Source organism: Pseudomonas citronellolis, from assembly GCF_001586155.1.
Taxonomy (GTDB): domain Bacteria; phylum Pseudomonadota; class Gammaproteobacteria; order Pseudomonadales; family Pseudomonadaceae; genus Pseudomonas; species Pseudomonas citronellolis.
The window spans coordinates 5779223-5803943 of record NZ_CP014158.1 but is presented as its reverse complement, the minus strand read 5'-3'; the positions used below and the strand labels follow the sequence as shown (position 1 = coordinate 5803943).

Below are 24721 nucleotides of genomic sequence, written 5' to 3'. Positions count from 1 at the left end.
CGAAAGTCATCCGTTGCGCCACCGGAACCAGCGGCGCAGCCCCTGGGGTGGCAGTGTGTGGAACGCATCGCGCAGCTGCGCGACGCTGATCTGGCGGTCCGCTTCATTCAGTGCGAGTGCACAGCGCAGGGCCTGCCAGGCCGGGCGCGGCAGCTGCGCGGGAGGCGCCAGCTGTTGCTCCAGTTGCATGGCCTTGGCCTGCTTGGCGTTCAGGCGCCGGTACGGGTGGGTGCCGCACAGCAGTTCGTAGAGCACGCAGGCCACCGCGTAGAGGTCGCTGGCCGGTGACAGTGGCGCGCCTTCGAGCAGTTCGAGGGCTGCATAGCGTGGCGTCCAGGCGGCGATGCGGGCGCGGCAGAGTTTCGGCAGGCCGTCGAGCAGGCCATCGCGGGCCTGGCCCAGGCCATAGTCGAACAGGCGCAGCCCGTCTTCGCCGAGCATCACGTTGCTGGGCTTGAGGTCGCCGTGCAGCACGCCGCGTTCGTGGGAATAGGCCAGGGCGTCGAGCAGCGCGCCGGCCACTTCCCGGAACTCGTCCCAGGGCAGCCCTTGCGGGCGCTCGCTGAGCAGCTGGTCGAGGGTCAGGCCACGCATCAGTTCCAGGGTGATGAAGGCGCGCTGGCAGGCGGTGTCCACTTCGAAGCTGTGCAGGCGCACCACGTGCGGGTGGCGCAGGCGCATGGTCAGGGCGTATTCGCTGTAGAGCAGGGCGCTGGCGTCGGGGTATTCGGCGAACTCTTCGCTCAGCACCTTGAGCGCCACGTAGGGATCGGGATCGCCGAACTGCTCGCGCAGCAGGTCGCGGGCGCGGTACACGGCGCCCATGCCACCGACGCCCAGCAGGCGTTCCAGGCGGTAGCGGCCGCCCAGCACTTCGGGGAGCGCCTGGGGGCTGAAGGTCGGCGTGGCCGGGGCCGGCGGCGGTTCGCTGCCGGCCAGCGGCACGGCGCGCTCCGGGTCGATGAAGGCGAAGTAGGTGAGGTTGCCGGCTTCGGCCTGGTCCGTGGCCATGCTCTGCTTGCTCATCGGCGAACCACCACGGCGGTGAGGTTGTCGCGGGCCATGCCCAGCAGCGCGTGGTCGAACAGGCGTTCCAGCGCGGCAGTGGGCGAGGCCAGGCTGAGGGCGTAGCCCAGGGCTTCCTGGCTGACGTACTGGTAGAGGCCGTCGCTGCACAGCAGGAAGGCGTCGTCGGGGTAGACCTGTAGCTCGAGAATATCGAGCGTCAGGTCGTCGCTGGCGCCAATGGCGCGGGTCAGGGCGTGGGCCGAAGGGTGCTGGCGGGCGTCCTCCGGGCTCAGGCCCTGTTCGTCGATCAGTTGCTGTTGCAGCGAGTGGTCGCGGGTCAGTTGGTACAGGCGCCCGCCGCGCCATAGGTAGCAGCGGCTGTCGCCGGCCCAGACGCAGGCGGCGCGCTGGCCGTCGAGCAGCAGGGCGGCGACGGTGCTGCCCATGATGCGCGAGGGCTGGTCGGCGGTGACCGTGAGTTCCTGGCCGAAGCGGCGGTTGAGCCAGTGCAGGCACTGGCGCAACTGCTGCAGGCGAGCCTCGAAACCGCAATCGCCCGGCAGCGCGGCGATGCTTTCGACGATCAGCCGGCTGGCGCGGTCGCCGCCATGGTGGCCGCCCATGCCGTCGGCGACCACCCAGAGGCCGCGCTCCGGGCAGTCGAGGAAGGCGTCCTCGTTGCGCGCACGGACCTTGCCGGGGTCGGTGCGCGCGGCGCTGCGCCAGGGCCTGGCAGACGGCATCAGAGCGACACCGGCAGGCGGAAGCTGCGCAGGGTGCCGAGGTCGAACGGGTTCGGCGAGCGCTGCGCCAGCACCAGGTAGTTGGCGCGCAGGCCACTCAGGTCGGCCTTGAGCATCAGCACGTCGCGCCCGCTGTGGTACTCGGTGCGCATCTGGTCGAAGAGGCGGAACAGCGACCAGGGGCCGGTGTTCTTCTCCAGGCTCACGCGGCGCCCGCCGAGTTCCTCGAGAACCAGGCTGGTGCGGCCGTCGTCGGCGTCGGTGGGCCATTTGAAGGCCACCGGCACGATGGGGCCGTGGCGGTATTCCAGCTGTTGGTCGCCGAAGCGGAAGTCGGCGCGGCTCAGGCTGGAGTCGATGGAGTAGGGCTCCAGCTTGAACTGCACCTGGGGCTCGGCCGGGTTGTCGGCGAAGAAGCTGCGGCGGATCGCCTGGGCGTAGCCCATCTGCTCGAGGAAGGCGCGCGACATCGGCAGGCTGTGGCCGTCGACGCTGCGCAGCCGGTAGTTGCCCGGATCGCCGCTGACGAAGGGCTGCAGGTAGCTTTCGAAGAAGCGGTCGGCGACGCCCTGGGCCTTGAAGAACTCGCGGAAGTCGGCGATGGCCACGTCGCTGCTGCTCTGCGGGTTGAACGGATAGCGCTTGTTGATGGCCTTGAAGTAGAAGCTGTACAGCTCGCTCTGGTAGCGCTGGTTGAGGTAGATGTAGGCGTCGCCCAGCACCAGCGTCCAGCTGTCCTCGGCGAGCAGGGCCAGCCAGCCGCTGACCGGCTGCGGCAGGCGCGTGGCGGCGTTGCGCAGGTTGGCCAGGGCGTCGAGCTGACCGCCCATGCGGTTGCGCGCCAGTTCGAAGGCGGCCTGCTGTGGTTGGCTGGCGCGGGCCAGGGCGGCCAGTTGCAGTTGCAGGTCGTTGAGCGCCTGCATCACCGGCGCCAGGTCGGCGGTGGGGCCGCCGTTGTCGTCGAGCAGGCGGTGCAGTGGCTCGAAGCGCCGCTGCATGGCTTGCCGCGCGGTATCCGGCAGGTTCTTGGCGAGGGCGTCCTGGGCCTGTTCGGCGGCGGCCGCCGCCATCTTGCCGACCTTGCCCAGCTTGCCGCCGGCATCGCTGGCCGCGCCGGCCGCCGCGGCGACGTCCCCAGCGTTGTCCGCCAGGCCCGGGATACGGGTGTTGTCGCGCACTTCCTGGAGCAGTTGCAGCAGCGGCGAGTTGGCCGCGGTGAGCCCGGCCACTTCGTCGGCGCCGCGGCCGGCGTCGACCACCGGTTGCAGGCGCACCTGGTTGACCGCTTCGCTCCAGTGGTTGGCGTAGTCGCGGAAGTACAGCTGCTGCAGTTCGACCATCAGGCGGCTGAGGTCCTGGCCGCTGAGGCTGCTGCCTTCGCCGAGCACCCAGTTGTCGCGGAGGATCTCGCGGACCATGGGCGTGCCCTGGGCGATGAAGTACTGCTGGTAGCCGTTGCGGGTGTACAGACCGGGAATCACGTAGTCGGTGCCGGAGAACAGCGCGCCCTGCGGACCCAGATGCTGGCTGAGGCGGTACTGCGGCAGGTCGCGGGCCTGTTCGCGGAGCACGCGGTAGACCACGCTGGCCAGGGATTCGGCGCGCAGCACCTGGCGTGCCTGGGCCACCAACTGGTCGTTTAGCGGGTGGACGAAGGGCAGTTCGAGCAGGCGTGCGAAGTGGCTGCCCAGGCCGTTCTGCACCACGGCGTCGCCGCTGTAGCGCAGCGACCAGTCGGCCGCCAGCCAATCCTTGAGGAAGGCCGGGTCGCGGCGTTCCGGCAGGTTGAGCATCAGGTAGGCGCGCAGGCTGCCGAGCAGGCGCTCGCGGTCGCCGAGGTTGGCGCGGATCTGCCCTTCGAGGGTGCGGGCGACGCGCGGCAGCAGCTGGCTTTGCAGTTCGCGCTGGTAGGCCGCCTGCAGTACCGGGGTGCTTTTCTCGCCCTGGTACAGGCCGCTGCGTTCGAGCAGCGAGACATCGCCCTTGGGCGGGAATACCTGGCTGGCGGCATAGGCGCTGTCCAGCGCCTTGAGCGCGGCCCGGGCGTCGTCCTGCGGGGCCAGCGCGGCGTGCTGCTCCTGCAGTTGGCGGTCGATGTCGCGCACCTGCTCCAGGCGCCCGTGGTTGCTGGAGAAGCTGTTGGCCCAGAGCAGGCCGAACAGGCCGAGGACGACCAGGGCGGTGGCGTAGACCGCACGTTGTCCCCAGTTGATGCGACGCCGCTCCTTGTGGTCGAGCCCGGCGAGGTCGGCTTCGGGGAAGATCACCCGGCTGAACAGGTGCTGGATGAAGCGCGAGCGGCCATTGCGCAAGGTCGGCAGGGCCTTGCTGGCGAGCCCGGCGTTGGCGCCGACCTGGGCGGTGCTGTTGTCCACCTTGGCGGTCAGGTGCGGCGCGCTGGTCAGGTAGAAGCCGCGCAACTGGGTGGCGCGCTGGTAGCGGTTGCCGGTGAAGGCGGTGTCGACGAACAGGCACAACAGCTCGCCGATCTGCCCGAGCTGGTGCGGGAAGTCGAGGATGCGGCCGCGGCGCTGGGTATCGCGCTCCTGGTGCATGCGCATGATGATCTGGCTGTGCAGGCGGCGCAGCAGTTCCTCGAACTCCTGGCGCAACACAGTGATATCGGTGCCGTTCTGTTCCTTGCGGAAGCTGGTGCCGAGCACCTGGTCGCTTTCCTCGCGGGACAGCTGGTCGAAGAATTCCTCGAAGCCGGCCAGTTTGTCGGCCTTGCTCAGCACCACGTACACCGGTACCTCGACGTGCAGGCGCTGGTGGATTTCCAGCAGGCGCGCGCGCACCTGGTGCGCCAGGAGGGTCAGTTCCTCCTCGTTGCCGCGCTGCAGCAGGTCCACCGGCAGGTTCACCAGCACGCCGTTGAGCGGGCGTGCGCGACGACGCTTGCGCAGCAGGTCGAGGAGAGTGTGCCAGGCGCTGCTGTCGACCTCGCTGGCCGGCTGCGTGAGGTAGCGCCCGGCGCTGTCGATCAGCACGCCGTGCTCGGCGAAGTACCAGTCGCAGTAGCGGGTGCCGCTGGTGTCGCGGGTCAGCTTGCGGTCGATACGGTTGATCGGGAACTCCAGGCCGGAGAAGTCCAGCAGGCTGGTCTTGCCGCTGCCCTGCGGGCCGAGCAGCAGGTACCAGGGCAGTTCCTGGCGCCAGCGCTCGCTGCGGCCGCGGTAGAGGCTGGAGACCTTGAGGGTGTGCAGGGCGTCCTTGAAACGGCTGCGCAGCTCGCGCTGCTCCTCGTCCATCATCTCTTCGCGGCGCAGGCGCTGCTGGCCATCTTCGCTCTCCTGTTCCTGCTTGCGCCGGCGCGTGCTGCGCCAACTGACGAAGACCATGAACAGGCCCCAGGCCAGGAAGAGCACGGCGATGCTCAGCAGCCGCGCGCTGGCGCCGGCCCAGAACTTGTGGTCGTCCACCGCCAGCAGCGGGCCGGCGAACCACACCAGCAGGGCCAGCAGGAGCACCAGCAGCAGGCTCCAGACCCAGGTCCGGCGCAGGAAGGCGCCGGTCTTCTTGAGGAAGTTCTTCATTGCACCAATCCCTGTGTTACGACGTGGGCTCGACCGTCGCCGGGTCGAGCTGCTGATAGGGTTGCAGGACGCTTTCGCGCTGTTCGCCGAGGACCCAGGCGAAGCCTGAATAGATCACTCCGAGGCAGACCAGGGTGAACAGCGCCACCAGCCACCAGGGCACGATGCGCACCAGGCCGCGGCGCTGGTCGCGCAGACCTTCCCAGTGGGGGGACAGTTCGCGCGGCACGTCGCCGCGCAGTTGGCGGATCTGCCGGTAGAGGCTGTCGCGGATCGCCTCCAGTTCGAGCAGGCCGCGTGGCAGCACCCGGTATTTGCCCTCGAAGCCCAGCGCCAGGCACAGGTACATCAGTTCGAGCATGTGCAGGTGCTTGACCGGGTTGCGGGTGACCTGTTCGAGCAGCTGGAAGAACTTCTCGCCGCCGAAGGTCTCGTTGTGGAAGTTGCTCAGCAGGCTCATCTGCGCCCACTCGCTCTCGTTGCCCCAGGCCGTGGTGACCACCGCCTCGTCGAGCACGGTGCAGAGCACGTAGCGGGCAGCCATGACCTGGCCGTTGTCGGCGCCGTCCTGCAGGGCGAGCAGCTCGAACTGGCGAACGCCATCGGACAGGTGCTGGTTGAGGCCCTGCAACTCCTCGCCGGCCGGGCTGTGCTTCAGCCGCACCACTTCCGACAGCAGTTCGGCGGCGGCGCTGACCAGCGGATTGAGGCCGATGTTGATGGCTTCCGCCGGGCGCAGGCGCGCGGCGTAGATCATCCGCTGCTCCAGGTGCTCGAAGCGTGGCGGCTCCTCGAGGTCGGTCAGCGGGCCGCGGGCCGGCTCCTCGGTGCGACGGTCGAGCAGGACGGTCTTGTCGTCCTGCGAATAGTCCATTTCCTTGATCATGCGCTCAGTTCCTGATGGCCCAGAACTTCAGCTCGAGTCCCGGGAATTCGTCGGTGACGTGGAAGGCGAAGCCGCCGGAGCGTTCCAGTTGCGCCTGTTCTTCCGGGCTGAGTTCGAGAACGAAGTAGGTCTTGTTGGCGTGGAACGGGATCTGCCGCGGAGCCACTGGCAGCGGCTTGATGCGGACACCCGGCAGGTGCAGGTTGACCAGTTGGCGGATGCGCTCCACCGGGCCGGCCTTGAGGTGCGCTGGCAGGCGCTGGCGCAGTGTCTCGGCGTCGCACTGGGCGCTGGCGGCGAGGACGAAGGAGGCGCTGCCGAGCAGTTTGTGGTCATGCAGCGGCGAGACCAGGATGCCGTACTGGCGCTGTTGCAGGACCAGCTCGATGGCGTGCTGTTCCAGCACCATCGACAGCACCTGGCGGATCGCTTCCATCAGCTTGCGGAAGCTGGCGCCCTGGTCGCTGTGCTGGTAGCGCCCATCCAGGCGCGGGCGCTTGCTGTCGCTGGCGAAGGTGGCCAGTTCGCCGAGCATCGCCAGCAGGGTGCGGTAGACCTCCTCGGGGTGCACCTGCTCCAGGTCCATGCAATGCCGCAGGACCAGTTCGGTGCGGTTGATGAGTTGCAGCATGAGGAAGTCGCCGACCTCGGCGCCGCCCACGGTGCCGGTGGAGCGGATGCGTTCGGCCAGGGTTTCGCCGCGGTGGCCGAGCATGCTGACCACTTCCTTCAGGCACGACAGCAGGTAGCCGCTGGCGTGGAAGTGCAGGTGCGTGGGAATGAACTCGGGGTCGAGGGTGATGCCGCCTTCCAGCGAGGTGTCGAGGATGTCGCAGAGTTTCAGACGCACGTAGGCCTGGTCGTTGCGCTGCTCGCCCAGCAGCAGCTGGAAGTCGGGGTGGGCGCAGGTGACCTGGCTGCTGCTGTCGTCACCGGCGTTGGAGTCGGCCACTTCCTGCTCGCGGCAGGTATAGCGCGCGAGGAAGTCCAGCTGTTCCGGGCGCCGGGCCTCGATGTGGTTGCCGGTGACCAGCGGCAGAGCCAGGTACACCGGGGTGTTGCTGGTGTTCGACGGAACGTCCACCGCAAGCGGTTGGGCGAGCTTGCCCAGGTCGAACAGGGTGCCGTCGGGCAGTACGCCGGAGGCGCGGTTGAGCACCAGCTTGCCGATGGCCAGGCCCTGGGTGTCCACTTCCTGTTCGAAGAAGCCCCAGCTGTAGCGGTTCAACAGGCGTGTGCGGGCCTTGAGCTGGTGATCGTAGTAGCGATCGTTCTGCTGGAAGTGCTGCGGGCGCAGGAGCATGCCTTCGCGCCAGATGACCTTGTGTGCCGTCATGCTCAGTCACCCTTCTTCGCCAGGCTGGCGCCCAGATCGTGGATGCCGTCCTGTTCCAGGCGCAGCTGGGCACGGGTCTGCCGTGTCGGGGCGAGTTGCACCACGTAGCGCCACTGGCTTTCCGGCAGGTCGCGGTAGGCAGCGAGCACGCCGACGTAGCGGCTGCCGTCGTTGACGCTGAGCTTCAGTTCGCGCTTGTCGCCGGGGCGCAGTTCCAGTTCCTCGCTCGCCACCAGGTCGGGGGCGAGGGATTCCTTGGCGCGCTCGTAGAGGCTGAAGAAGTCGGCGTTCTCGAAAGCCACGGGATGCTTGAGTTCGAACAGGCGCACCACGATCGGCGAGGGACGGCCGTTGAGATCGGGGTTGAGCTGCTCGCTGGCGCTGAGCTCGAGGTCGAGCTTGGTCAGCCGGGAATAGGGCGAAAGGCTCGAGCAGGCGCTGCACAGGAGCAGCAGGGCCAGCACGGCGAAGGGTTTCATGCGGGGCATGGAGATCATCCTTGGGAGTCGCTGTTGAGGGTGGCGATCAGCCGGACCTGTTCTTCGTAGGTCTGGGCGAAATCGCGGGCGAGCAGGCGTTCGCTCCACTCGTCGTCCTGGCGCAGGCTCTGGTGGTAGCGGCCATAGGCGCGCCAGCGGCCGGCGGCGCCGGCGAAGCGCGAGACCTGGCCGTCGCGTTCGAAGCGCAGCGCCAGCTGTTCCGGGGCGAAGTGTTCGAGGGCCTCGCGCACGGCGGCGCGGCTGGCGCTGAGCAACGCCACCTGGTGCGCCTGCAGGTCGCGGAAGGCGCGGGCCACGGCCTGTTCGGCGGGCAGTTGGCCGGGCTTGCCGGGGCGCAGCAGGGCGTTGAGCGCATCGTGGCTGTCGGCGCTGTGCTTGAGCGGGTTGTTGCCAGCGCCTTGCACGGTGGTCAGGGCCAGGCGCAATTCGTTCTTCAGCTCGGTGCGTGTGCGCAGGCTCTGTTGCAGGCCGCCCACGCACTGGCGCAGCAGGCGCGCGGCGTCCACTGCCAGGGCTTCGCGGGCATCCTGGTCGAGGTCGTCGAGGGTTACCCCCAGCGCGCCGGCGAAGCGCTGCCAGAAGCCGTCCGGCTGACGTTGCGGCTCGGCAGGCGGTTCGGCGGCCGGCGCCGGCTGCGGGGCGGGCACCAGTTCCGGCAGGGGCAGGCTTTCCATGTCGATGCGCGCATAGTCGGCCTGCTGGCGCGCCGTCTGTTGGTGGGCGCCGAGCAGGCCGAAATCGTCGCTCTGCACGTAGGCCCGCTCCTGTTGGTTGAGGGCGGTCAGCGGGTCGAGGTCGAGGAAGGCGTCGTCCGGGATGATGCTGCCGGCCGCGCTCGGGCGGCCGACCTGGTCGAGGAACTGCGCCGGGTCCTGGACCAGACGCGCGCGGATCTCGAAGTCGCCCAGGCAGTACACGCAGCCGTGCTCGATGCGCAGGGCCTCGCCCTTGCGCAGGCGGGCCCCGCTCTCCTTGAGCTGGATGCCGTTGCTGCTGGTGTCGGTCAGGTAGAAGGCGCCATCGCGGTAGCTGATTTCGGCGTGGTGGCCGGACAGGTGCCGGCGGCGATCGGGAATCACCCAATCGCAGTCCTCGGCACGGCCGATCACTCCGCCGGCCTGCTTGAAGGTCTTGTTGGTCAGTAGCCCGGGCACGAATTGCTGGGCGCTCACCATTTCGAAAACCAGTTCCATGGTCATGGACTCCTTGCGGTCAGTTGCCGCGGTTGAGCGTCTGCGGGTCGCCCAGCGGGCGGTAGTCCTTGTCGTTGAACTTGTAGTTGCCGCTGCATCCGGCCAGGCCGAGCAGAACGGCCAGGGTGAGCAGCGCGGCGCGCCAGGAAAGAGGGGACATCGGACGACCTCCGGTTGATGGCAGAGCGGTGGTGGATGGGCTCGACATGGCGGCTCAGGCCTCCGTCGAATGGATGTTCAGGCGCCCCAGGCGATACAGCAGGGTGCGTCGGGGCAGGCCCAGCTCGCGGGCGGCCAGGGTGCGGTTGCCGCCGTTCTTGCGCAGGCAGTCGAGCAGCAGGGCGCGTTCCACCTGTTCCAGGCGTTCGCGCAGGTTGAGGCTGCGGTCGGGGTCCACTGGCTCTTCGCGCAGGACGAAGTGCGAGGGTTGCAGTTCGCCGCTTTCGCAAAGCAGCACGGCGCGTTCGACCATGCCCTTGAGCTCGCGCACGTTGCCGGGGAAGGCATAGGCGGACAGGCAGTCCAGCGCGGCGTCGGACCAGTGGCAGAGGTCGCGCTGGAGAAAGGCGCAGGCCTTGTCGGCGAAGTGCCGGGCCAGGCGCGGGATGTCTTCGCCGCGCTGGCGCAGCGGCGGCAATTCGATGGGGAACTGCGCCAGCCGGTAGTAGAGGTCTTCGCGGAATTCCCCGGTGGCGACCATCGCATTCAGGTCGCGGTGGGTTGCGGCGATGATCCGCACGTCGATGCGGTGGGTGCGGGTACTGCCCAGCGGCCGCACTTCGCCCTCCTGCAGCACCCGCAGCAGCTTGGCTTGCAGCGGCAGGGGCATGTCGCCGATCTCGTCGAGGAACAGGGTGCCGCCGTCAGCGGCGTCGAACAGGCCCCGGTGGTCGCGGTCGGCGCCGGTGAACGCCCCCTTGCGGTAGCCGAACAGCTCGCTTTCCAGCAGATGCTCCGGCAGCGCCGAGCAGTTCTGCACGATGAAGGCATTGCTGCGGCGCGGACCGCAGTCGTGGATGGCGCGTGCCACCAGTTCCTTGCCGGTGCCGGTCTCGCCCTGCAGCAGGATGGTGTAGGGGCTGTGCAGCACCTTGCCGATCATCTGGTATGTCTGGCGCATGGCCGGGCTGTCGCCGATCAGGCCGTAGCCGCTGGCGCAAGGGCTCGCCGGGGTGGATGGCGGAGTGGCTTCGCCCCGGCGCAGGCGCAGGCGTTGCAGCAGTTGCAACTGCGAGAGGGCGAAAGTGCCCAGTTGTTCCAGCGAGGCGGCGAAGCCCCCCAGTTCATGGGCCTGGCGGCCGACGCACAGCAGCAGGCCCTGCACCGCCTGTTGGCCATTCCGCAGGGGTACGCAGAGCAGGGCACGCCACGGTTGCCCGCCGTTCGGCAGGAAGGCGGTTTCGTGCAGGCTGGGGTTGAGCTCGGCGAGGCTCAGCACACGGTTCTGGCAGAGGCTGTATTGCAGCAGTTGCTGGTCCTTGTAGTCGGCCGGCAGGCTGGTTGCCTCCCGCGGTTGCAGGCGCCCCTCCAGGCACTCCGCATGCAGCCCCAGGCTGGTGTGGGTGGCATCCAGCAGGTACAGCTGGACCAGTTCGCAGCCGCTGAGCGCTCCGGCCGCGCGGACGAACCCGCCCAGCAGGCCCTGGGCGTCCGCTGCCCGGGCCAGCTCGTTGTAGTGGCCGAGCAGGCTTTCGGCATAGCGCAGCGGCTGGGAGATGCGCTTGAACATGACCGGCACCTCAGGCGAACTCGCAGGTAACGGCCACGCCACCCTCGAGGGTGGCGTGCACGCGGTTCAGCGTTTCGCCCATGGCCATAGCCTGCAGCAGGCGGTCGGCGATCTGTGGTAGCAGGTGCTGGTCGAGCAACTGGTCGATCAGGCGGGCGCCGCTGTCGCCCTGGGTGCAGCGAGCGGCGAGATGTTCGACCAGGGCATCGCAATGGCTGAACTGCAGCTGGCGGCGCTGCAGGCGATCGCCCAGGCGGGCCAGCTTGAGGCGCACCAGCTCATGCAGCACTTCACCCTCCACCGGGTAGTAGGGCACCACGCGCATGCGGGCCAGCAGGGCTGGCTTGAAGTGACGGCTGAGCGCCGGGCGGATGGCTTCCTCGAGCGCCTGGGCGGTGGGCCGCTGGCCATCGGCGCAGAGTGCGGCGATGCGCTCGCTGGCGAGGTTCGAGGTCATCAGGATCAGCGTGTTGCGGAAATCGATCTCGCGGCCTTCGCCGTCGTTGGCGATGCCTTTGTCGAAGATCTGGTAGAACAGGTTGAGCACGTCCGGGTCGGCCTTCTCCACCTCGTCCAGCAGCACCACCGAGTAGGGCTTCTGGCGCACGGCCTCGGTGAGCATGCCGCCTTCGCCGTAGCCGACGTAGCCGGGGGGCGCGCCGATCAGCCGGGACACGGTGTGCTTCTCCTGGAACTCGGACATGTTGATGGTGGTGAGGAAGCGCTCGCCGCCATACAGCAGGTCGGCCAGGGCCAGGGCGGTCTCGGTCTTGCCGACGCCGCTGGGGCCGACCAGCAGGAACACACCTACCGGCGCATCGGGTTTGTTCAGGCCGGCGGCGGTGGCGCGCATGGCCCGGTCCAGCGCCTGCACCGCCTGTTCCTGGCCGCGCACGCGCTGGCGCAGGTCGGCGGCGAAGCTGGCGACCTTGGCGTTGTGCTCGCGGGCCAGTTGCGACAGGGGCACGCCGGTCCAGTGGCTGATGACCTCGGCGACCAGCCGCGGGCAGACCTCGAAGCTGACCAGGCGCTCGTCCTGCTGGGCGTCGCGCAGGGCAGCGTGGGTCTGGTGCAGGCGTTCTTCCAGGCCTTCCGAATCTTCTTCCGCGTCCTCGCGGGCCTTGGCCAGGCGCTGGCGCAGGTCGAGCAGTTCGTTGGCCAGCTCACGCTGACGTTGCCAGCGCTGTTCCAGCTCGGTTTGTTCCACAGCGGCCTGTTCCAGGCGTTGCTGCAATGCCTCCAGGGCCTGCTCGTCGACCGCCAGGCCGGCCTCGCGGTCGCGGCGCAGGGCCTGGCGCTGGCGCTCGCCTTCGGCCAGTTCGCCGCGCAGCCGCTCCAGGCTTTCCGGAGCGGCGGCCAGGCTGATGCGCACACGGGCGCAGGCGGTGTCGAGCACGTCCACGGCCTTGTCCGGCAACTGGCGGCCGGCCAGGTAGCGCGCCGAGAGCTCGGCCGCGGCGACCACGGCGTCGTCGCGCAGGTAGATGCCGTGGCTGGCCTCGTAGACCTTGGCCAGGCCACGCAGGATGGTCACCGCCTCGGCCACGCTGGGTTCGTGCAGTTGCACCGGTTGGAAGCGCCGCGCCAGCGCCGGGTCCTTCTCGAAGTACTTCTTGTATTCGGCCCAGGTGGTCGCGGCTATGGTGCGCAGCTCGCCGCGCGCCAGGGCCGGCTTGAGCAGGTTGGCCGCGTCCGAGCCGCCCGCCTGGCCGCCGGCGCCGATCAGGGTATGGGCTTCGTCGATGAACAGGATGGTCGGCTGGGCCGCGCCCTTCACTTCTTCGATGACACCCTTCAGGCGGCGCTCGAACTCGCCCTTGACGCTGGCGCCGGCCTGCAGCAGGCCCATGTCCAGGGACAGCAGTTCGACGCCCTGCAACGCCTCGGGCACCTCGCCGGCGACGATGCGCGCGGCCAGCCCCTCGACCACGGCGGTCTTGCCCACCCCGGCCTCGCCGACCACGATGGGGTTGTTCTTCCGCCGCCGCGCGAGGATGTCGATCATCTGGCGGATCGCGTCGTCGCGGCACAGCACCGGGTCCAGCCGGCCTTCGCGGGCCTGGCGGGTGAGGTTGTGGGTGAAGCGCTCGAGCATCGACTCGCCGGAATTGGCGCCGCCAGTGGCGGGCTGCCGCTCCTGCTGGGCCAGGGCGTATTCGCGCAGGCGCTCCGCGTTCAGTCTGGCCAGCAGCTCCTGGTAGTGGCTGCCGGCATAGCGCAGGGGATTGCGCAGCAGGGCGAGGATCAGCGCGGCCTGGTCGATCAGGCTCTGGCGCAGTTCCAGGTTGGCCACCAGCAGGGCGTCCTGCAGCCACTGCATCAGCTCCACGGCGAACACCGGGTTGCGCGAGGCGCTGTTCTCGGCGCGCGGCTGCAGCGCCGCCGCCAGCTCGCCGGCGTCCACCCCGGCATCCTGCAGGGCGCGTTGCAACAGGCCCTGGGGGCGTTCCAGCAGCGCCAGCAGCAGATCCTCGACGAGGATCTTGCTGCCGTTGCGGGCCACGCAGCGCTCGGCGGCGCCTTCCAGGTCGCGGCGAGTCTCGGTGTCCAGGGCCTGGACGAGTTGTTGCAGGTCGAGGTTGATCATGGGTCATCGGTCCTTAATGAATGCGGCTGCCCAGGGTGACGATGCCGTCGGCATGCTCCCGTCCCAGCCAACTGGTCCAGCCCAGGCGGCAAGGGTTGTCGGCGCCTATGCGTAGCTCGCGGATGGCCTCGTGGTGCAGTTCCAGGCGCAGGTCGTAGTCCAGCGGGTCGCGCAGGGTGAAGCGCACCAGGGCGCAGAGCGGTTGATAGCCGTTGCCGATCGGCAGGAAGTCGTGGAAGCGCTCCCAGTCGAGTTCGCGGATGTGGATGCGGAACTTGCCGCTGCGGTCGCGTACCTGTTCCCCCAGCACCAGGTCCTCGCCCAGGCGGCTGTTGGCCAGGCCGAGGCGGTTGCGCTGGTCCGCCTGGATGCACACGCTGCGCTCGATGCACTGCTCGATGAAAAGCGCGGCGTGCTTGAAGTAGTAACGCAGCACCGCCTCGATCAGCGCTGCGGAATGGGCTCGCAGGCTGAGCAGGCCCAGGTACGGCAGCAGGCGCTTCCAGTTCAGCTCCTCGGCGCGGCGCAACTGCTCGCCGCCCAGGCCGATGAGGGCGAACAGGCGCTCGGAAAAGGCGTCCAGCGCGCCCGTTTCGAAGCGGGCGTAATAGCGGTACTTGCGCCAGATCGGCAGCAATAACCGGTGCAGGCGGTGATGGAAGAGGTCGAGGAAATCGCGGGTCGGGTTGCCGTCCTCGCTGTCGCCCAGCGCCTGCTCGCCATAGAAGGCCGGCAGCGGTGAGCCGGAGCCGCACAGGCCGACCAGGTTCAGGCGCAGGCGCGCGCGCGGCTCGCCGTTCTCCTCGAAGAACTGCACGCTGTGGATATCGCTGCCGGGAAAACCCAGGCTCGGGTTGGCCTGGAACTCCAGGCGCTCGTAGAGCGCTTCGTCGCTGCACGGCAGGCCTTCCGGGGTCGCCTGGCGCAGGCGCTCGATGACCAGGAGCACGGCCTGGAACAGCGAGTACTCGCGAATGTCCCGGCTGAGCCGGCTCAGAGCAGGGGCTGCTGTCCCATGCGCGGTGTCCATTGGTACACCTCTCCCTGTGTGCTTTTCACCTGCAGCTCGTGGTACGAGTTGAGGCTGGCGTAGAGCGCGAAGAATTCATTGAGCACGGAAGCGAAGACGAACATGTCGCCTTCGCCGATGTAGCCTTGCGGGTCGATCGTCAGTTCGGTGCGCAGGCCGCGTACCGGCAGGCCGCGGTGCAGGCGGTCGACCGGTTCGTGACGGACCGAGCGCAGGCCGTTGAGCAGGTTCTTGCTGACCTTCTCGGCCTGCTGGTCGTAGTAGCGCGGCAGGTCGTAGGTCTCGAGGATCACCTTGAGCGCCTCGATGTTGGCCAGCGACAGGTAGTTCAGCGACATGTTGCTGATGAGCTTCCAGAGGAAGTCGCGATTCAGCGGCGGCGCGTAGCTGGACGTCACCGGGGTGATATTGCGGAAACTGAGGAACTCCGGGGTTTTCTCGCTGGCCAGGTTGATGTCGCCCAGCTTCAGGCGGCGCGGCAGGTTCTGGTTGGTGCAGGTCAGCTCGATGGACAGGGTCTCGTGCTCTTCGTAGTCGCGCACGCCGAAGCTCAGGTAGGTGTCCAGGCCGTCGTGCAGCAGCGAGGAACGCTGGCGCACGCTGTAGTGCGGGCGGCTGCTGGGCACGTCGAAACTGGCGTCGTGCTCGAAGGACTCGAACAGCACGTACTCCTGGTGGCCCAGGCCGCCGGGACGCCAGCCGGTGACGTTCTCCACGGCGAAGACGCCGCAGTTCTGCACGTCGTACTCGGCGGGCAGCAGCAGGTATTCGTCCTGCTTGCCATCCAGGCGGATCGGCAGTGCGTCGTGGCTGAACAGATTGGCGATTGGCGTGCAGTGCAGCTTGAGGTTGTCCAGGGTTGGCCGCAGGCGCTGGATGCCGCTGCGGCGGATGTCGAAACGCAGCTCCAGGCCGCGTACCTGCTTGAGCTTGTCCTCGGGGAGGGTGCGCAGGCGGTCCAGGCCCAGCAGGTCGACGAACAGGAACTTGTCCTGGAAGGCGAAGTATTCCTGCAGGAAGCGATAGCCGCGGAAGGTATTGAGCGGGTAGGGGATCAGCGCCTCGTCTTCGGCGAAGCCGACCGGCTGCACCCGGTCGCCCGGCAGGCGCATCGGCTGCTCGCCTTCGACGAGGGGCTTGTGGTCGCCGTCCAGCGGTACCAGCTCGACGTTGTCGAGGTCGTGCACCAGCCCCAGGTAGAGCATCTGGCTGATGTAGCGCTCGCCGGCCAGGTAGAAGCGCAGACGGTTCAGCTGCAGTTCGCCGAGGTGGCCGTCGCAGGTCATTTCCAGGCGCAGGCTGAGCAGCGCGCCATCGCCCTTCACCGAGTAGTTCAGGCCGCTGGTACGCAGCGCCACGACCTCGGTCGGGTAGCAGGTACGGAAGCGGCAGCGCACGTCGGCGATGGGCTGGCTTTCCACGGGCGTATCGCGCGGAACCAGCAGCGCCGGGCCGGGATGCGGCAGCGGATCGAACTGCAGGATGCTGAACGCCGGCAGTGGCCGCATGTAGTTCGGCCACAGCAGGTGCATCAGCGAATGGGTCAGCTCCGGCAGTTCATCGTCGAGCTTCTGCCGCAGGCGCCCGGTGAGGAAGGCGAAACCCTCCAGCAGGCGCTCGACGTCCGGGTCGCGCCCGCTCTGCGCAAGGAACGGCGCCAACGCCGGGCTGCGCTCGGCGAAACGCCGGCCCAGCTGGCGCAGGGCGCTCAGTTCGCTTTGGTAGTAGTGGTTGAATGACATGCTGCAGTCCCTGAGGATTTCTCTGTCTGCCGGGCGTCCCGCCCTGCGATGCACTTGTTGACGCCGAGGCGTCAGTTCTCATTGCTCCGGTATGGCGTATTGCTGATGAAGATGCTTAATCCGATGTTTTGCCGGTCCGGCTCACCCATCTCTAATGCCTTATTTCTCTTTGTCGAAATTGATCCAATAGATGCAGGGTTTTTTGAGAAAGGCGCTCAAGAGAGAACCTCCCGCCATTCTTCGGTAGCGTTGTGTAGATACTGTTCTTTCTCGCTCGCAGATTGACTCGTCCAGAATGGCGTCCAGATGTGATCCCACCAGTACTCAAGGCTACCTTGTTTGGGGAGGCTTGCTTCTATGGGGGCCATGTCCGGGAAAGCGATCCATGGTGCTGGCGGACACCTGAATCGCTCATCAAATGACTGTAATAATGATATGGAGTTGGTTGTTGCCTCCACGAGTATTCCGCCGAATTCATCTCGATAGGAAAGGGCTAGCGATTCCTGATTTTCATTACTGAACATCGATTGGTTTATTGGTTCGGTGGTTGGGAAGTGGGATTTGATGAGAGCTAGCAGTATGGGCAGCTCTTCATTTTCGAGAGCCATTTCCACATAGTACGCGTAATTACCTTGGCTCCCCAGGAACCACTTGGGTGGGTAGGTATGAAATTTCTCACTACCCTTGGTGATCTCTGGATTTTCTGGCAGATAAGGGAAATGGGAGCTAGGCCACTGTTGGCGGACTTTTTCTAACGGAGAATTCATTGCTTTCATCTATAGTTCACCGATTCGCTAAACTTCGTCGACGCCCAGGGTTTCGCTGGTCGCCTATCTCGCGGGCCAATAAGCGTCCAGCCTTTGCGCACTCCAGCGTGTGGCCATGACTGCTGCTGCGGTAAGTACGCCGCTCAAGGTGCAATAGAAGATCGTTCTTATCGGATACAGCGGGAGCAGGCACCAAGCGAGTACCGCCATGGCCACCGCAATCACGGCCAGCTTGAGTCTGTGTGCTGGGACAAGTGCAATGAGGGCACCGCTGATGACGAACTGCAGTAGTGCGAGCCGTGTTACTGCTCCGGGGGCGATTCCGCGTGAGCCGGTATCTGTCAGGAGGTTCTGATGAATGCTTAGGCCGACGTCGTTAACCATCACGAAAGCAACGCATGGAGTCAGGTGGCACAGGCAGGCAGTCAATAGCAGTCTCGGGTAACTTCTTCCCGGAAGAGACTGCTCCTCCTTCGTTGGGTAAGACTTAATGACACTCATCAAGTGCCCATCCTTCATACCCATTGTTTGTTGGATAGACAGCGCGATTGCCGACCCAGATGGCCTTTTCGGACTCGGCAAACTCACGTTGCCAGAGTCGCCACTCGGAGCTTTTGAGAAGAGCGCCATCTTTGCTATACACGCGAAAAAATGCATCGCTGCTGAAAAGCTTCACGAGTTTCCCTGCGACCCCATAAGAGGAGAATCGAGGGACATAGGCGTTGATATAGCAACTGCGAGAGTCGTTCCAGTACGTCATGAACGGCTCTGTCTCCTTGGCTAGACTGAGTTTCACATAGAGCCAACAGATACCTGGCGTTGCCACTAGGATGAGAATGAATGCCACGGAAAGAATGGAGTTGGTCTTTAACATTTTTCAGTCCGCACTCCGATCCGCAAACTCCTGAAAGTCTACATTACTCAGATGTAAGCGGATCGATACCGGGTAGTGCTTCACTGTAGAAAAAACCATAAAGTCACCCCCTTTTTTCTTCTTATTGCGATACTGGTTGAAGGATTCGTTGGAGACTTTGAAGTGGCGAGAGCCACCTTTTTCGAGGTAATCGGGCTCCACGAAGTAGTCGATCGGGCCGGGCCGAATGACTTTCTCTCGATTCCAATAGCCGAGTAGTTGGTCGTCTCCGACATTTAGGAAATCATAGCTGTCACGAATGTATAGGCCGATCTCATCGATGAATATTGCAGGCCAGCCATTATCGTTGGTCCGAGTACGGAACCTGGTTGCAGCCACTTTTATGGCGAAGCTACCCAAGGCTCCGTAAACGTCATCTAAATCGTCTGTTGCTTTCTCCCAGAGGCTCGCTCCGATACGGATAAAATTGAACTGCGAGGTCTCCTCAAGTTGCATAGCCGAAAGTCCGCTGAAATCTTCATCAGCGTTTTGAAGTAAGCCATTAGTTGTATCGATGTGCCCGATACGCTTGAGCCGCATCAGGAACACAAGAAGTCCTGTGGAGAGTTGAGTCAGTGGATTTCTCAATCGGCCGATGAATTCGTTGAATTCTTCTACATTTCGAAGATTATTTATTAGTTCGTCGATGGGGGCTTTTACACGTGTCGATGTGCTAAACAGCCACTCGAATGGAAGGTCCGTCAGCAATTGCTGTGGACTCAGCATGGAGGCCGATGCTTTACCGGTTTTCACATCCATTGGTAGTTCGTAGGCTGGATTGTCGAACCACTTGCGCATCAAGCGAGCACCTTGCGTCCACCCCAATCGATCCATGGATGTGGGGATTTCGGTAATTTTGAATACGTCCACCACGGCGCTTTTGCCGGCTGTCTGATTGCTAGGTGTCGTCTTGGAGAGGATGAAATCGGTAGGCATCGGTTATTTCCTCAACCAATGACGAGCGAAGTTTGAGGCATGAGTCTCAGCGATACACTTTCAGCCTTTGAAGACGTAACTCTTTGAGTCTTGCCATTCGCATCGGTGACGCCTGTAAGCACCTTCCCCGATTCGGTTTCAATACGATAGGGATGCTCTGCTAAAGGTTCGCCTGTCACAGAGTGACTGAGGATGAAGTACTCATCGAATTGACCAGAAAGAGCGAGCGGAGTCGGTGGTATAAAGGCGGCTGCCGAATGACTGGTTCCAATCACCACCGTCCCCGACCCACCAACTACCACATTGCCATGGCTACCCACGCTGCCGACCACGACGGCCGGCTTGCCGTTGATCAGCACGTTCGGGATCACATTGTCGACCATGGCGCCGCCGCAAGCGGACGGGTCGCCTTGTCGGGCGGCGGGCAGGCCGTCGAAAAGCACGTCGGGGGAGCCGGCGGCGATCGGGTTCACGCCGTGGCCCGGGACGGGGCAGGCGGTCGGGTCGGTGACGCGGGCGGCGGGTTTTCCGGACATGGGGTTCTCCTTAGCTGACCTGGACCTGGCCGCTGCCATTCAGGCTCGCGGCGAAGCTGACCGGACGCTTGAGGCCGTCGACCTCGAGCACGCCTTCGATGGAGAAGGCGAGGTGCAGCGGGTCGCGTTCGCGGGGCAGGGGGCTCACACGGACATTCGACAGGCGCGGCTCATAGGCTTCGATGAAGCGCTCGATGGCATTGCGGGCCTGGTTCAGGGCGTCGTGCAGGCTCAGGCGCATGTCGTTGAGGTCGGGCAGCCCGTAGTCGGGCAGCGTTTGCACGCTGCCCGCACGGGTGCTGAGCATCTTGGCCAGATGGGCAGCCACCGACGCCATGGCGGCGACCTCCCGGCTCCAGCCGGCGCGTTGGCCGGCTTCGCCGCCGAGGCGTTCGAAAAGGCTGCCGTATCCGCTCATCGCTCAGCTCCTGCTCATTCCTTGTCGAGCTTGCCGACCAGCGACAGGGTGAAGTCCGCCCCCATGTACTTGAAGTGCGGACGCACGCTCAGGCTGACGCGGTACCAGCCCGGCTCGCCGTCGACATCGCTGACCACCACCTGCGCGGCGCGCAGCGGACGGCGGCTACGGACTTCGGCGCTGGGGTTCTCCTGGTCGGCGACGTACTGGCGAATCCACTTGTTGAGCTCCAGCTCCAGGTCGGTGCGCTCCTTCCAGGCGCCGATCTGCTCGCGTTGCAGCACCTTCAGGTAATGCGCCAGGCGGTTGACGATGAACAGGTAGGGCAGCTGGGTGCCGAGCTTGTAGTTGAGCTCGGCGATCTTGCCTTCCTCGCTGATGCCGAAGTTCTTGGCCTTCTGCACCGAGTTGGCGGAGAAGAACGCCGCGTTGTCGCTGCCTTTGCGCATGGTCAGGGCGATGAAGCCTTCCTCGGCCAGCTCGTACTCGCGGCGGTCGGATACCAGCACCTCGGTGGGGATCTTGGTCTCGATCTCGCCCATGCTCTCGAAGTGGTGCAGCGGCAGGTCCTCCACCGCGCCGCCGCTCTGCGGGCCGATGATGTTCGGGCACCAGCGGAACTTGGCGAAGCTGTCGGTCAGCCGGCTGGCGAAGGTATAGGCCGTGTTGCCCCACAGGTAGTGCTCGTGGTTGTTGGCGACGTTTTCCTTGTAGACGAAGGTCTTCACCGGGTTGTCTTCCGGGTCGTACGGGTTGCGCAGCAGGAAGCGCGGGACGGTCAGGCCGACGTAGCGCGCGTCCTCCTGCTCACGGAAACTCTGCCACTTGGTGAACTGCGGGCCTTCGAAGTGATCGCGCAGGTCCTTCAGGTCCGGCAGCCCGGTGAAGCTTTCCAGGCCGAAGAACTTCGGGCCGGCGGCGGCGATGAAGGGTGCGTGGGACATGCTGGCGACGCTGGCCACGTACTGCATGGTCTTGACGTCGGGCGCGCTCGGGTCGAAGTAGTAGTTGGCGACGATGGCGCCCACCGGCTGGCCGCCGAACTGGCCGTACTCGGCGGTGTAGATGTGCTTGTAGAGGCCGGACTGGACCACTTCCGGGGAGTCCTCGAAATCATCCAGCAGGTCCTGCTTGGAGACGTTGAGCAGCTCGACCTTGATGTTCTCGCGGAAGTTGGTGCGGTCGATCAGCAGCTTCAGGCCGCGCCAGGACGACTCCAGCGCCTGGAACTCGGCGTGGTGGAGGATTTCGTCCATCTGCTGGCTGAGCTTGGCGTCGATCTCGGCGATCATCCGGTCGACCAGGGCCTTCTTCACCGGTTCGCCCTGGTTCTGCGGCTTCAGCAGCTCCTCGATGAAGGCCGACACGCCGCGTTTGGCGATGCCGTAGGCGTCGTCGTCCGGGCTCAGGCGGGTTTCGGCGATGATGCGGTCGAGAATGCCGTATTCGGCGCTGGCGCCGCCGTTTTGCTGTACTGCGCTGGTGCTCATGTGTTGGCTTCCTTTTCAGTCCTTGGCTCAGGCGTCCTGCTCGTTGCCGTCGAGGCCGAGCTCGTTGAGTACGCGGCCACGCGATTCCTCGTCGGCGAGCACGCCTTCGATGGCCTTGCGGAAGGCCGGGGCATTGCCCAGCGGGCCCTTCAGGGCGACCAGGGCTTCGCGCAGCTCCATCAGTTTCTTCAGCTCCGGTACCTGGTCGACCAGGTTGGCGGGGTTGAAGTCCTTCATCGAATTGATCTTCAGGGCGATGGCCAACTCGTCGCTGCCGCCTTCGTCCTGCAGTCGGTTCGGCACGCTCAGGGTGAGGCCCAGTTCCTGCTTGGCGAGCACTTCGTCGAAGTTGTTCTTGTCGATGCCGATCGGCTTGCGATCCTCGACCTTGCGTTCGTCCGCGCGCTGGGTGAAGTCACCGAGTACCAGTACCTTCAGCGGCAGCTCGATTTCTTCCTGAGCGCCGCCGGTAGCCGGCTTGAAAGTGATGTTGATGCGTTCCTTGGGGGCTACCGAGCCTTCTTTGGCCATGGCATGTCTCCTTTGCGTTAGGGCCCGAAGGCCTAGTCGAGCACCATCTCGAGGTCGAGATGGCACAGCCTGCGATAGACCTCGTCCTTGCGCTCGCGCACGGCATGGTTCTGCGGTAGCAGTTCGCAGCAGCTGTGCAACAGGTGCAGCACCTCCAGGGCGAGGTCGGGTTCCCAGTCGTGCAGGCCGGTGTCCTGCAGTTCCTGGTCGAGGGATTCCAGTTGGGTGCGAGCCAGTTCGTATTTCTTGGCCTGGTAGCACAGGCGCGCCATGCTCAGTTGCCAGAAGAAGCGCTGGCGGCCGCCATAGGCGCTCTGCAGCCCCTGCTTGAGCTGCTGTACCGCGGGTTTCAGGCCGTCCTTGCGCAACACCGGCAAGGCTTCCTGCAGGGCCTGTTCCCAGGCCGGGAGTTCCTGGCTCACCGGCACTTCGCGGACGCTGGCCGGCGCCTGCAGATGGGGCAGGACATAGGCGCTGATCCAGGCGCGAGTGGCTGGGTCGGCGAAAGGGCTACCATCGTGGAAGCGCAACTCGACCACCCCGGGCAGCCGCTGCAGGAACAGCGCCAGCTGGATTTCCACTTCACGCATGGCGTGTTCGGCGTCCAGCGCCTGCAGGCACTCCCAGGCCAGGCGCTGGCCGTCGAACCAGAAGGGCGAACGCGCGAGGCTGCCTTCCAGGTCGACCAGCAGGTCGGCGTAGTGGCCTTTCTCGAAACGCTCGCGGTAGTTGTTCAGCTTGTCCTGGGGCAGGCCGCGCAGCGCCGTGAGCTGTTCGGCATTGCGCTCTGGCAGGTTGTCGATCGGCAGCCACAGCAGGGTGCGGTTCAGGCGTAGTGCGCGCAGGTCGGTGGCCTTCTGCTTCAGCCACCAGGCGCAGAGCGGGCGGGCCCCATCCTGCTGGGCGCGCAGGGCCTTGTGGGCATCCTTCTCGTTCTCGATGCTGCTGACAGGCGCCAGCAACTGAGTGGCGGCCTGCTTCATCTGGGCCATGACCGCGCCGACCGGCCCCTGTTCGGGCTGCGCCTGGGAGGCCCGCTCGACCATCGCCTCCAGGGCCCTCTGCGGCGGAAGCAACCTGGGGACATCATCGCCCAGCTTCTCGTGGAGGAACTCTTCCAGCTTCTTGAGGGTGTCGGCCAACTGGCGGAACAGCGGCAGTTGCTCCTTTACCGCAACGTCGTCGGCGAACAGGGGCTCCAGACGTGTCGCCAGCCATTCCAGGGCTGCCGCGCGAGTCCGCGGCTTGCGCGGGTGGAGATCATCCCAGTGCTGCTCGCAGAGCCGCAGGAGCATCCCCAGGCCGGCCAGCAGGCCGGAAAAGGATTCGCGTTGCTGCAGGGCCCAGGTCAGCCAGGCAGCGACGCGTAGATCCTTGGATTGCTCCCGCAGCAGGCGCTCGCTGCCCTCCAGGATCTTCTGCCAGTCGATCGGGCCGCTGCCATGCAGGGAAGTGGCCTTGCCCAGCTCGGTTTCCAGCGCTTCGAATTCCACCGAATAACGGACATCCTCACCGGCGTAGCTCTCCCGCGAGGCAGGCGTATCGGCCAGTTCGAGATAATGCGATGCAAGTTTTCTGGTGTGGCTCATCCCTGCAATCGTTCCGTGATTAGGCTGAACTATCTATATGACGCCGTACTAAAAGTTCCGGTATGAGATACCCGGGCAAGCGACGGGACGTTCCTGGGTGGCAAAAAACTGCCACTCAAGTGGCGGGCAATAGTGCATGTATTGGCCAGGGATGTCTTGTAGGACATTGGCTATTTTATTTGTAGGATTTTCAAGCCCAAATGAGGTCGTGTGAGTTGGCGCACACAATCTTCATTCCTCGTGGATGGCTCTAGAACGATGGTTTTCAGCGGTTTTCCAGGCGCTTTGTCGCACTCTTATGGCATTGCTAAGAAATTTCTTAATCTCCGATTCGTGTCGATTGATATCGGTTTGATATCATTTTCCCGGGAACTTTTTACAGCCTTGGTGTGTTGGGGTGCGATATTCCAGGTGTGCAAATTCTTGCCGAGATTTTCATCGAGAAAGCAAGGGTTGAGCTGCTTCCGAACAGATGGGAGTAGGGATGGATGCCTGGTGTGAAAGAAGTTGCGCAGTGGTGTGCAAGAAGTTGCGCAGTAATCGCGGCATGAGTTGTTCAAGAACAATGGATGTTTTATCGAAAGCCTTGTATTCCGGGCGCTGAGAAGTGATTGGCACGCAAATTGTTATAGCCCGGCCACCCACAGGGTTTTGAACCCCGGGGCCATCAACTCACACGGCAAGGAGAGCTTTCATGCCAACACCCGCATACCTGTCCCTCGAAGGCACCAAACAGGGCCTGATCACCGCCGGCACCTTCACCGAGGACTCGGTCGGCAACATCTTCCAGGAAGGCCACGAAGACCAGGTCCTGGTCCAGGCGTTCAACCACCAGGTCATCATCCCGCGCGACCCGCAGTCCGGCCAGCCGACCGGCCAGCGCGTGCACAAGCCGCTGATGATCACCAAGGTCTTCGACAAGTCCTCGCCGCTGATCTTCAACGCCCTGACCTCCGGCGAGCGCCTGAACAAGTGCCGCCTGGAGTGGTACCGCACCTCCTCCACCGGCACCCAGGAGCACTACTTCACCATCGAACTGGAAGACGCGGTGATCGTCGACGTGCAGTCGCGCATGCCGAACTGCCAGGACCCGAACATGGCGCATTTCACCCACCTGGAAGACGTCTACTTCACCTACCGCAAGATCGTCTGGACCCATGAGGTTTCCGGCACCTCCGGCTCCGACGACTGGCGCACCCCGATCGCTTCCTGATCGGTCGCGACACGTGCTGTTCACATCGGCCGGGTTTC

Annotated in this window: 21 protein-coding genes; 1 reads left to right on the top strand and 20 read right to left on the bottom strand. The window is 65.1% G+C overall.

Features of this window, described 5'->3' with window-relative positions; all coding sequences use genetic code 11:
* Positions 1-6 precede the first annotated feature (6 nt).
* From PcP3B5_RS25370 to tssA, 20 genes are all read right to left on the bottom strand, one after another.
* Positions 7-1026: a serine/threonine-protein kinase gene (locus PcP3B5_RS25370; protein WP_232245033.1), complete on the bottom strand. Its 1020-nt coding sequence runs from the start codon at positions 1024-1026 to the stop codon at positions 7-9.
* Positions 1023-1751, bottom strand: a complete 729-nt coding sequence (locus PcP3B5_RS25365; RefSeq protein ID WP_043273249.1) for a PP2C family protein-serine/threonine phosphatase — start codon at positions 1749-1751, stop codon at positions 1023-1025. The genes PcP3B5_RS25370 and PcP3B5_RS25365 overlap by 4 nt, the downstream gene beginning before the upstream one ends.
* Positions 1751-5287, bottom strand: a complete 3537-nt coding sequence (gene tssM, locus PcP3B5_RS25360; protein WP_043273247.1) for a type VI secretion system membrane subunit TssM — start codon at positions 5285-5287, stop codon at positions 1751-1753. Before tssM ends, PcP3B5_RS25365 begins: the two co-directional genes overlap by 1 nt.
* A 16-nt stretch (positions 5288-5303) precedes the next feature.
* Positions 5304-6173 carry a type IVB secretion system protein IcmH/DotU gene (gene icmH / locus PcP3B5_RS25355; RefSeq protein ID WP_043273246.1) on the bottom strand — a complete coding sequence of 290 codons (870 nt, stop codon included), beginning with the start codon at positions 6171-6173 and terminating at the stop codon, positions 5304-5306.
* A 4-nt stretch (positions 6174-6177) separates the two neighbouring features.
* Positions 6178-7509, bottom strand: coding sequence for a type VI secretion system baseplate subunit TssK (gene tssK, locus PcP3B5_RS25350; RefSeq protein WP_043273245.1), 1332 nt, complete (start codon positions 7507-7509; stop codon positions 6178-6180).
* A gap of 2 nt (positions 7510-7511) precedes the next feature.
* Entirely contained in the window at positions 7512-7997 is a 486-nt protein-coding gene (gene tssJ, locus PcP3B5_RS25345; protein WP_043273244.1) for a type VI secretion system lipoprotein TssJ, read from the bottom strand.
* Positions 7998-8002: 5 nt separating this feature from the next.
* Positions 8003-9202: a type VI secretion system-associated FHA domain protein TagH gene (gene tagH / locus PcP3B5_RS25340; protein WP_043273243.1), complete on the bottom strand. Its 1200-nt coding sequence runs from the start codon at positions 9200-9202 to the stop codon at positions 8003-8005.
* A gap of 19 nt (positions 9203-9221) precedes the next feature.
* Positions 9222-9362 (bottom strand): hypothetical protein, encoded by a 141-nt coding sequence (locus PcP3B5_RS25335; protein ID WP_043273242.1) that lies wholly within the window; start codon positions 9360-9362, stop codon positions 9222-9224.
* Positions 9363-9416: 54 nt separating this feature from the next.
* Positions 9417-10931, bottom strand: a complete 1515-nt coding sequence (locus PcP3B5_RS25330; RefSeq protein ID WP_058072777.1) for a sigma-54 interaction domain-containing protein — start codon at positions 10929-10931, stop codon at positions 9417-9419.
* A gap of 10 nt (positions 10932-10941) precedes the next feature.
* Positions 10942-13518: a type VI secretion system ATPase TssH gene (gene tssH, locus PcP3B5_RS25325; protein ID WP_061562714.1), complete on the bottom strand. Its 2577-nt coding sequence runs from the start codon at positions 13516-13518 to the stop codon at positions 10942-10944.
* 13 nt (positions 13519-13531) lie between these two features.
* Positions 13532-14548, bottom strand: a complete 1017-nt coding sequence (tssG, locus tag PcP3B5_RS25320; protein WP_058487482.1) for a type VI secretion system baseplate subunit TssG — start codon at positions 14546-14548, stop codon at positions 13532-13534.
* Entirely contained in the window at positions 14512-16290 is a 1779-nt protein-coding gene (gene tssF, locus PcP3B5_RS25315; protein ID WP_061562713.1) for a type VI secretion system baseplate subunit TssF, read from the bottom strand. The genes tssG and tssF overlap by 37 nt, the downstream gene beginning before the upstream one ends.
* Before the next feature lie 215 nt (positions 16291-16505).
* Positions 16506-17066 carry a hypothetical protein gene (locus PcP3B5_RS31665; protein ID WP_134163373.1) on the bottom strand — a complete coding sequence of 187 codons (561 nt, stop codon included), beginning with the start codon at positions 17064-17066 and terminating at the stop codon, positions 16506-16508.
* 478 nt (positions 17067-17544) lie between these two features.
* Entirely contained in the window at positions 17545-17931 is a 387-nt protein-coding gene (locus tag PcP3B5_RS31185) for a hypothetical protein (protein ID WP_081884741.1), read from the bottom strand.
* A 3-nt stretch (positions 17932-17934) separates the two neighbouring features.
* Positions 17935-18906 (bottom strand): DUF6402 family protein, encoded by a 972-nt coding sequence (locus tag PcP3B5_RS31660; protein ID WP_070065515.1) that lies wholly within the window; start codon positions 18904-18906, stop codon positions 17935-17937.
* An 11-nt stretch (positions 18907-18917) separates the two neighbouring features.
* On the bottom strand, positions 18918-19442 hold the full coding sequence (locus tag PcP3B5_RS31175; RefSeq protein ID WP_081884740.1) for a PAAR domain-containing protein: 525 nt from the start codon (positions 19440-19442) through the stop codon (positions 18918-18920).
* 10 nt (positions 19443-19452) lie between these two features.
* On the bottom strand, positions 19453-19860 hold the full coding sequence (gene tssE, locus PcP3B5_RS25305) for a type VI secretion system baseplate subunit TssE (protein ID WP_043273235.1): 408 nt from the start codon (positions 19858-19860) through the stop codon (positions 19453-19455).
* Between the two features lie 14 nt (positions 19861-19874).
* Positions 19875-21350 carry a type VI secretion system contractile sheath large subunit gene (tssC, locus tag PcP3B5_RS25300; protein ID WP_043273232.1) on the bottom strand — a complete coding sequence of 492 codons (1476 nt, stop codon included), beginning with the start codon at positions 21348-21350 and terminating at the stop codon, positions 19875-19877.
* A 27-nt stretch (positions 21351-21377) separates the two neighbouring features.
* Positions 21378-21881: a type VI secretion system contractile sheath small subunit gene (tssB, locus tag PcP3B5_RS25295; RefSeq protein ID WP_043273230.1), complete on the bottom strand. Its 504-nt coding sequence runs from the start codon at positions 21879-21881 to the stop codon at positions 21378-21380.
* Between the two features lie 32 nt (positions 21882-21913).
* Entirely contained in the window at positions 21914-23470 is a 1557-nt protein-coding gene (gene tssA / locus PcP3B5_RS25290; protein WP_043273228.1) for a type VI secretion system protein TssA, read from the bottom strand.
* Between the two features lie 694 nt (positions 23471-24164).
* On the opposite strand from tssA, the gene PcP3B5_RS25285 reads away from it, so the two are divergent.
* Complete coding sequence (locus PcP3B5_RS25285; protein ID WP_043269424.1) at positions 24165-24683, top strand: Hcp family type VI secretion system effector; 519 nt, start codon at positions 24165-24167, stop codon at positions 24681-24683.
* Positions 24684-24721 lie beyond the last annotated feature (38 nt).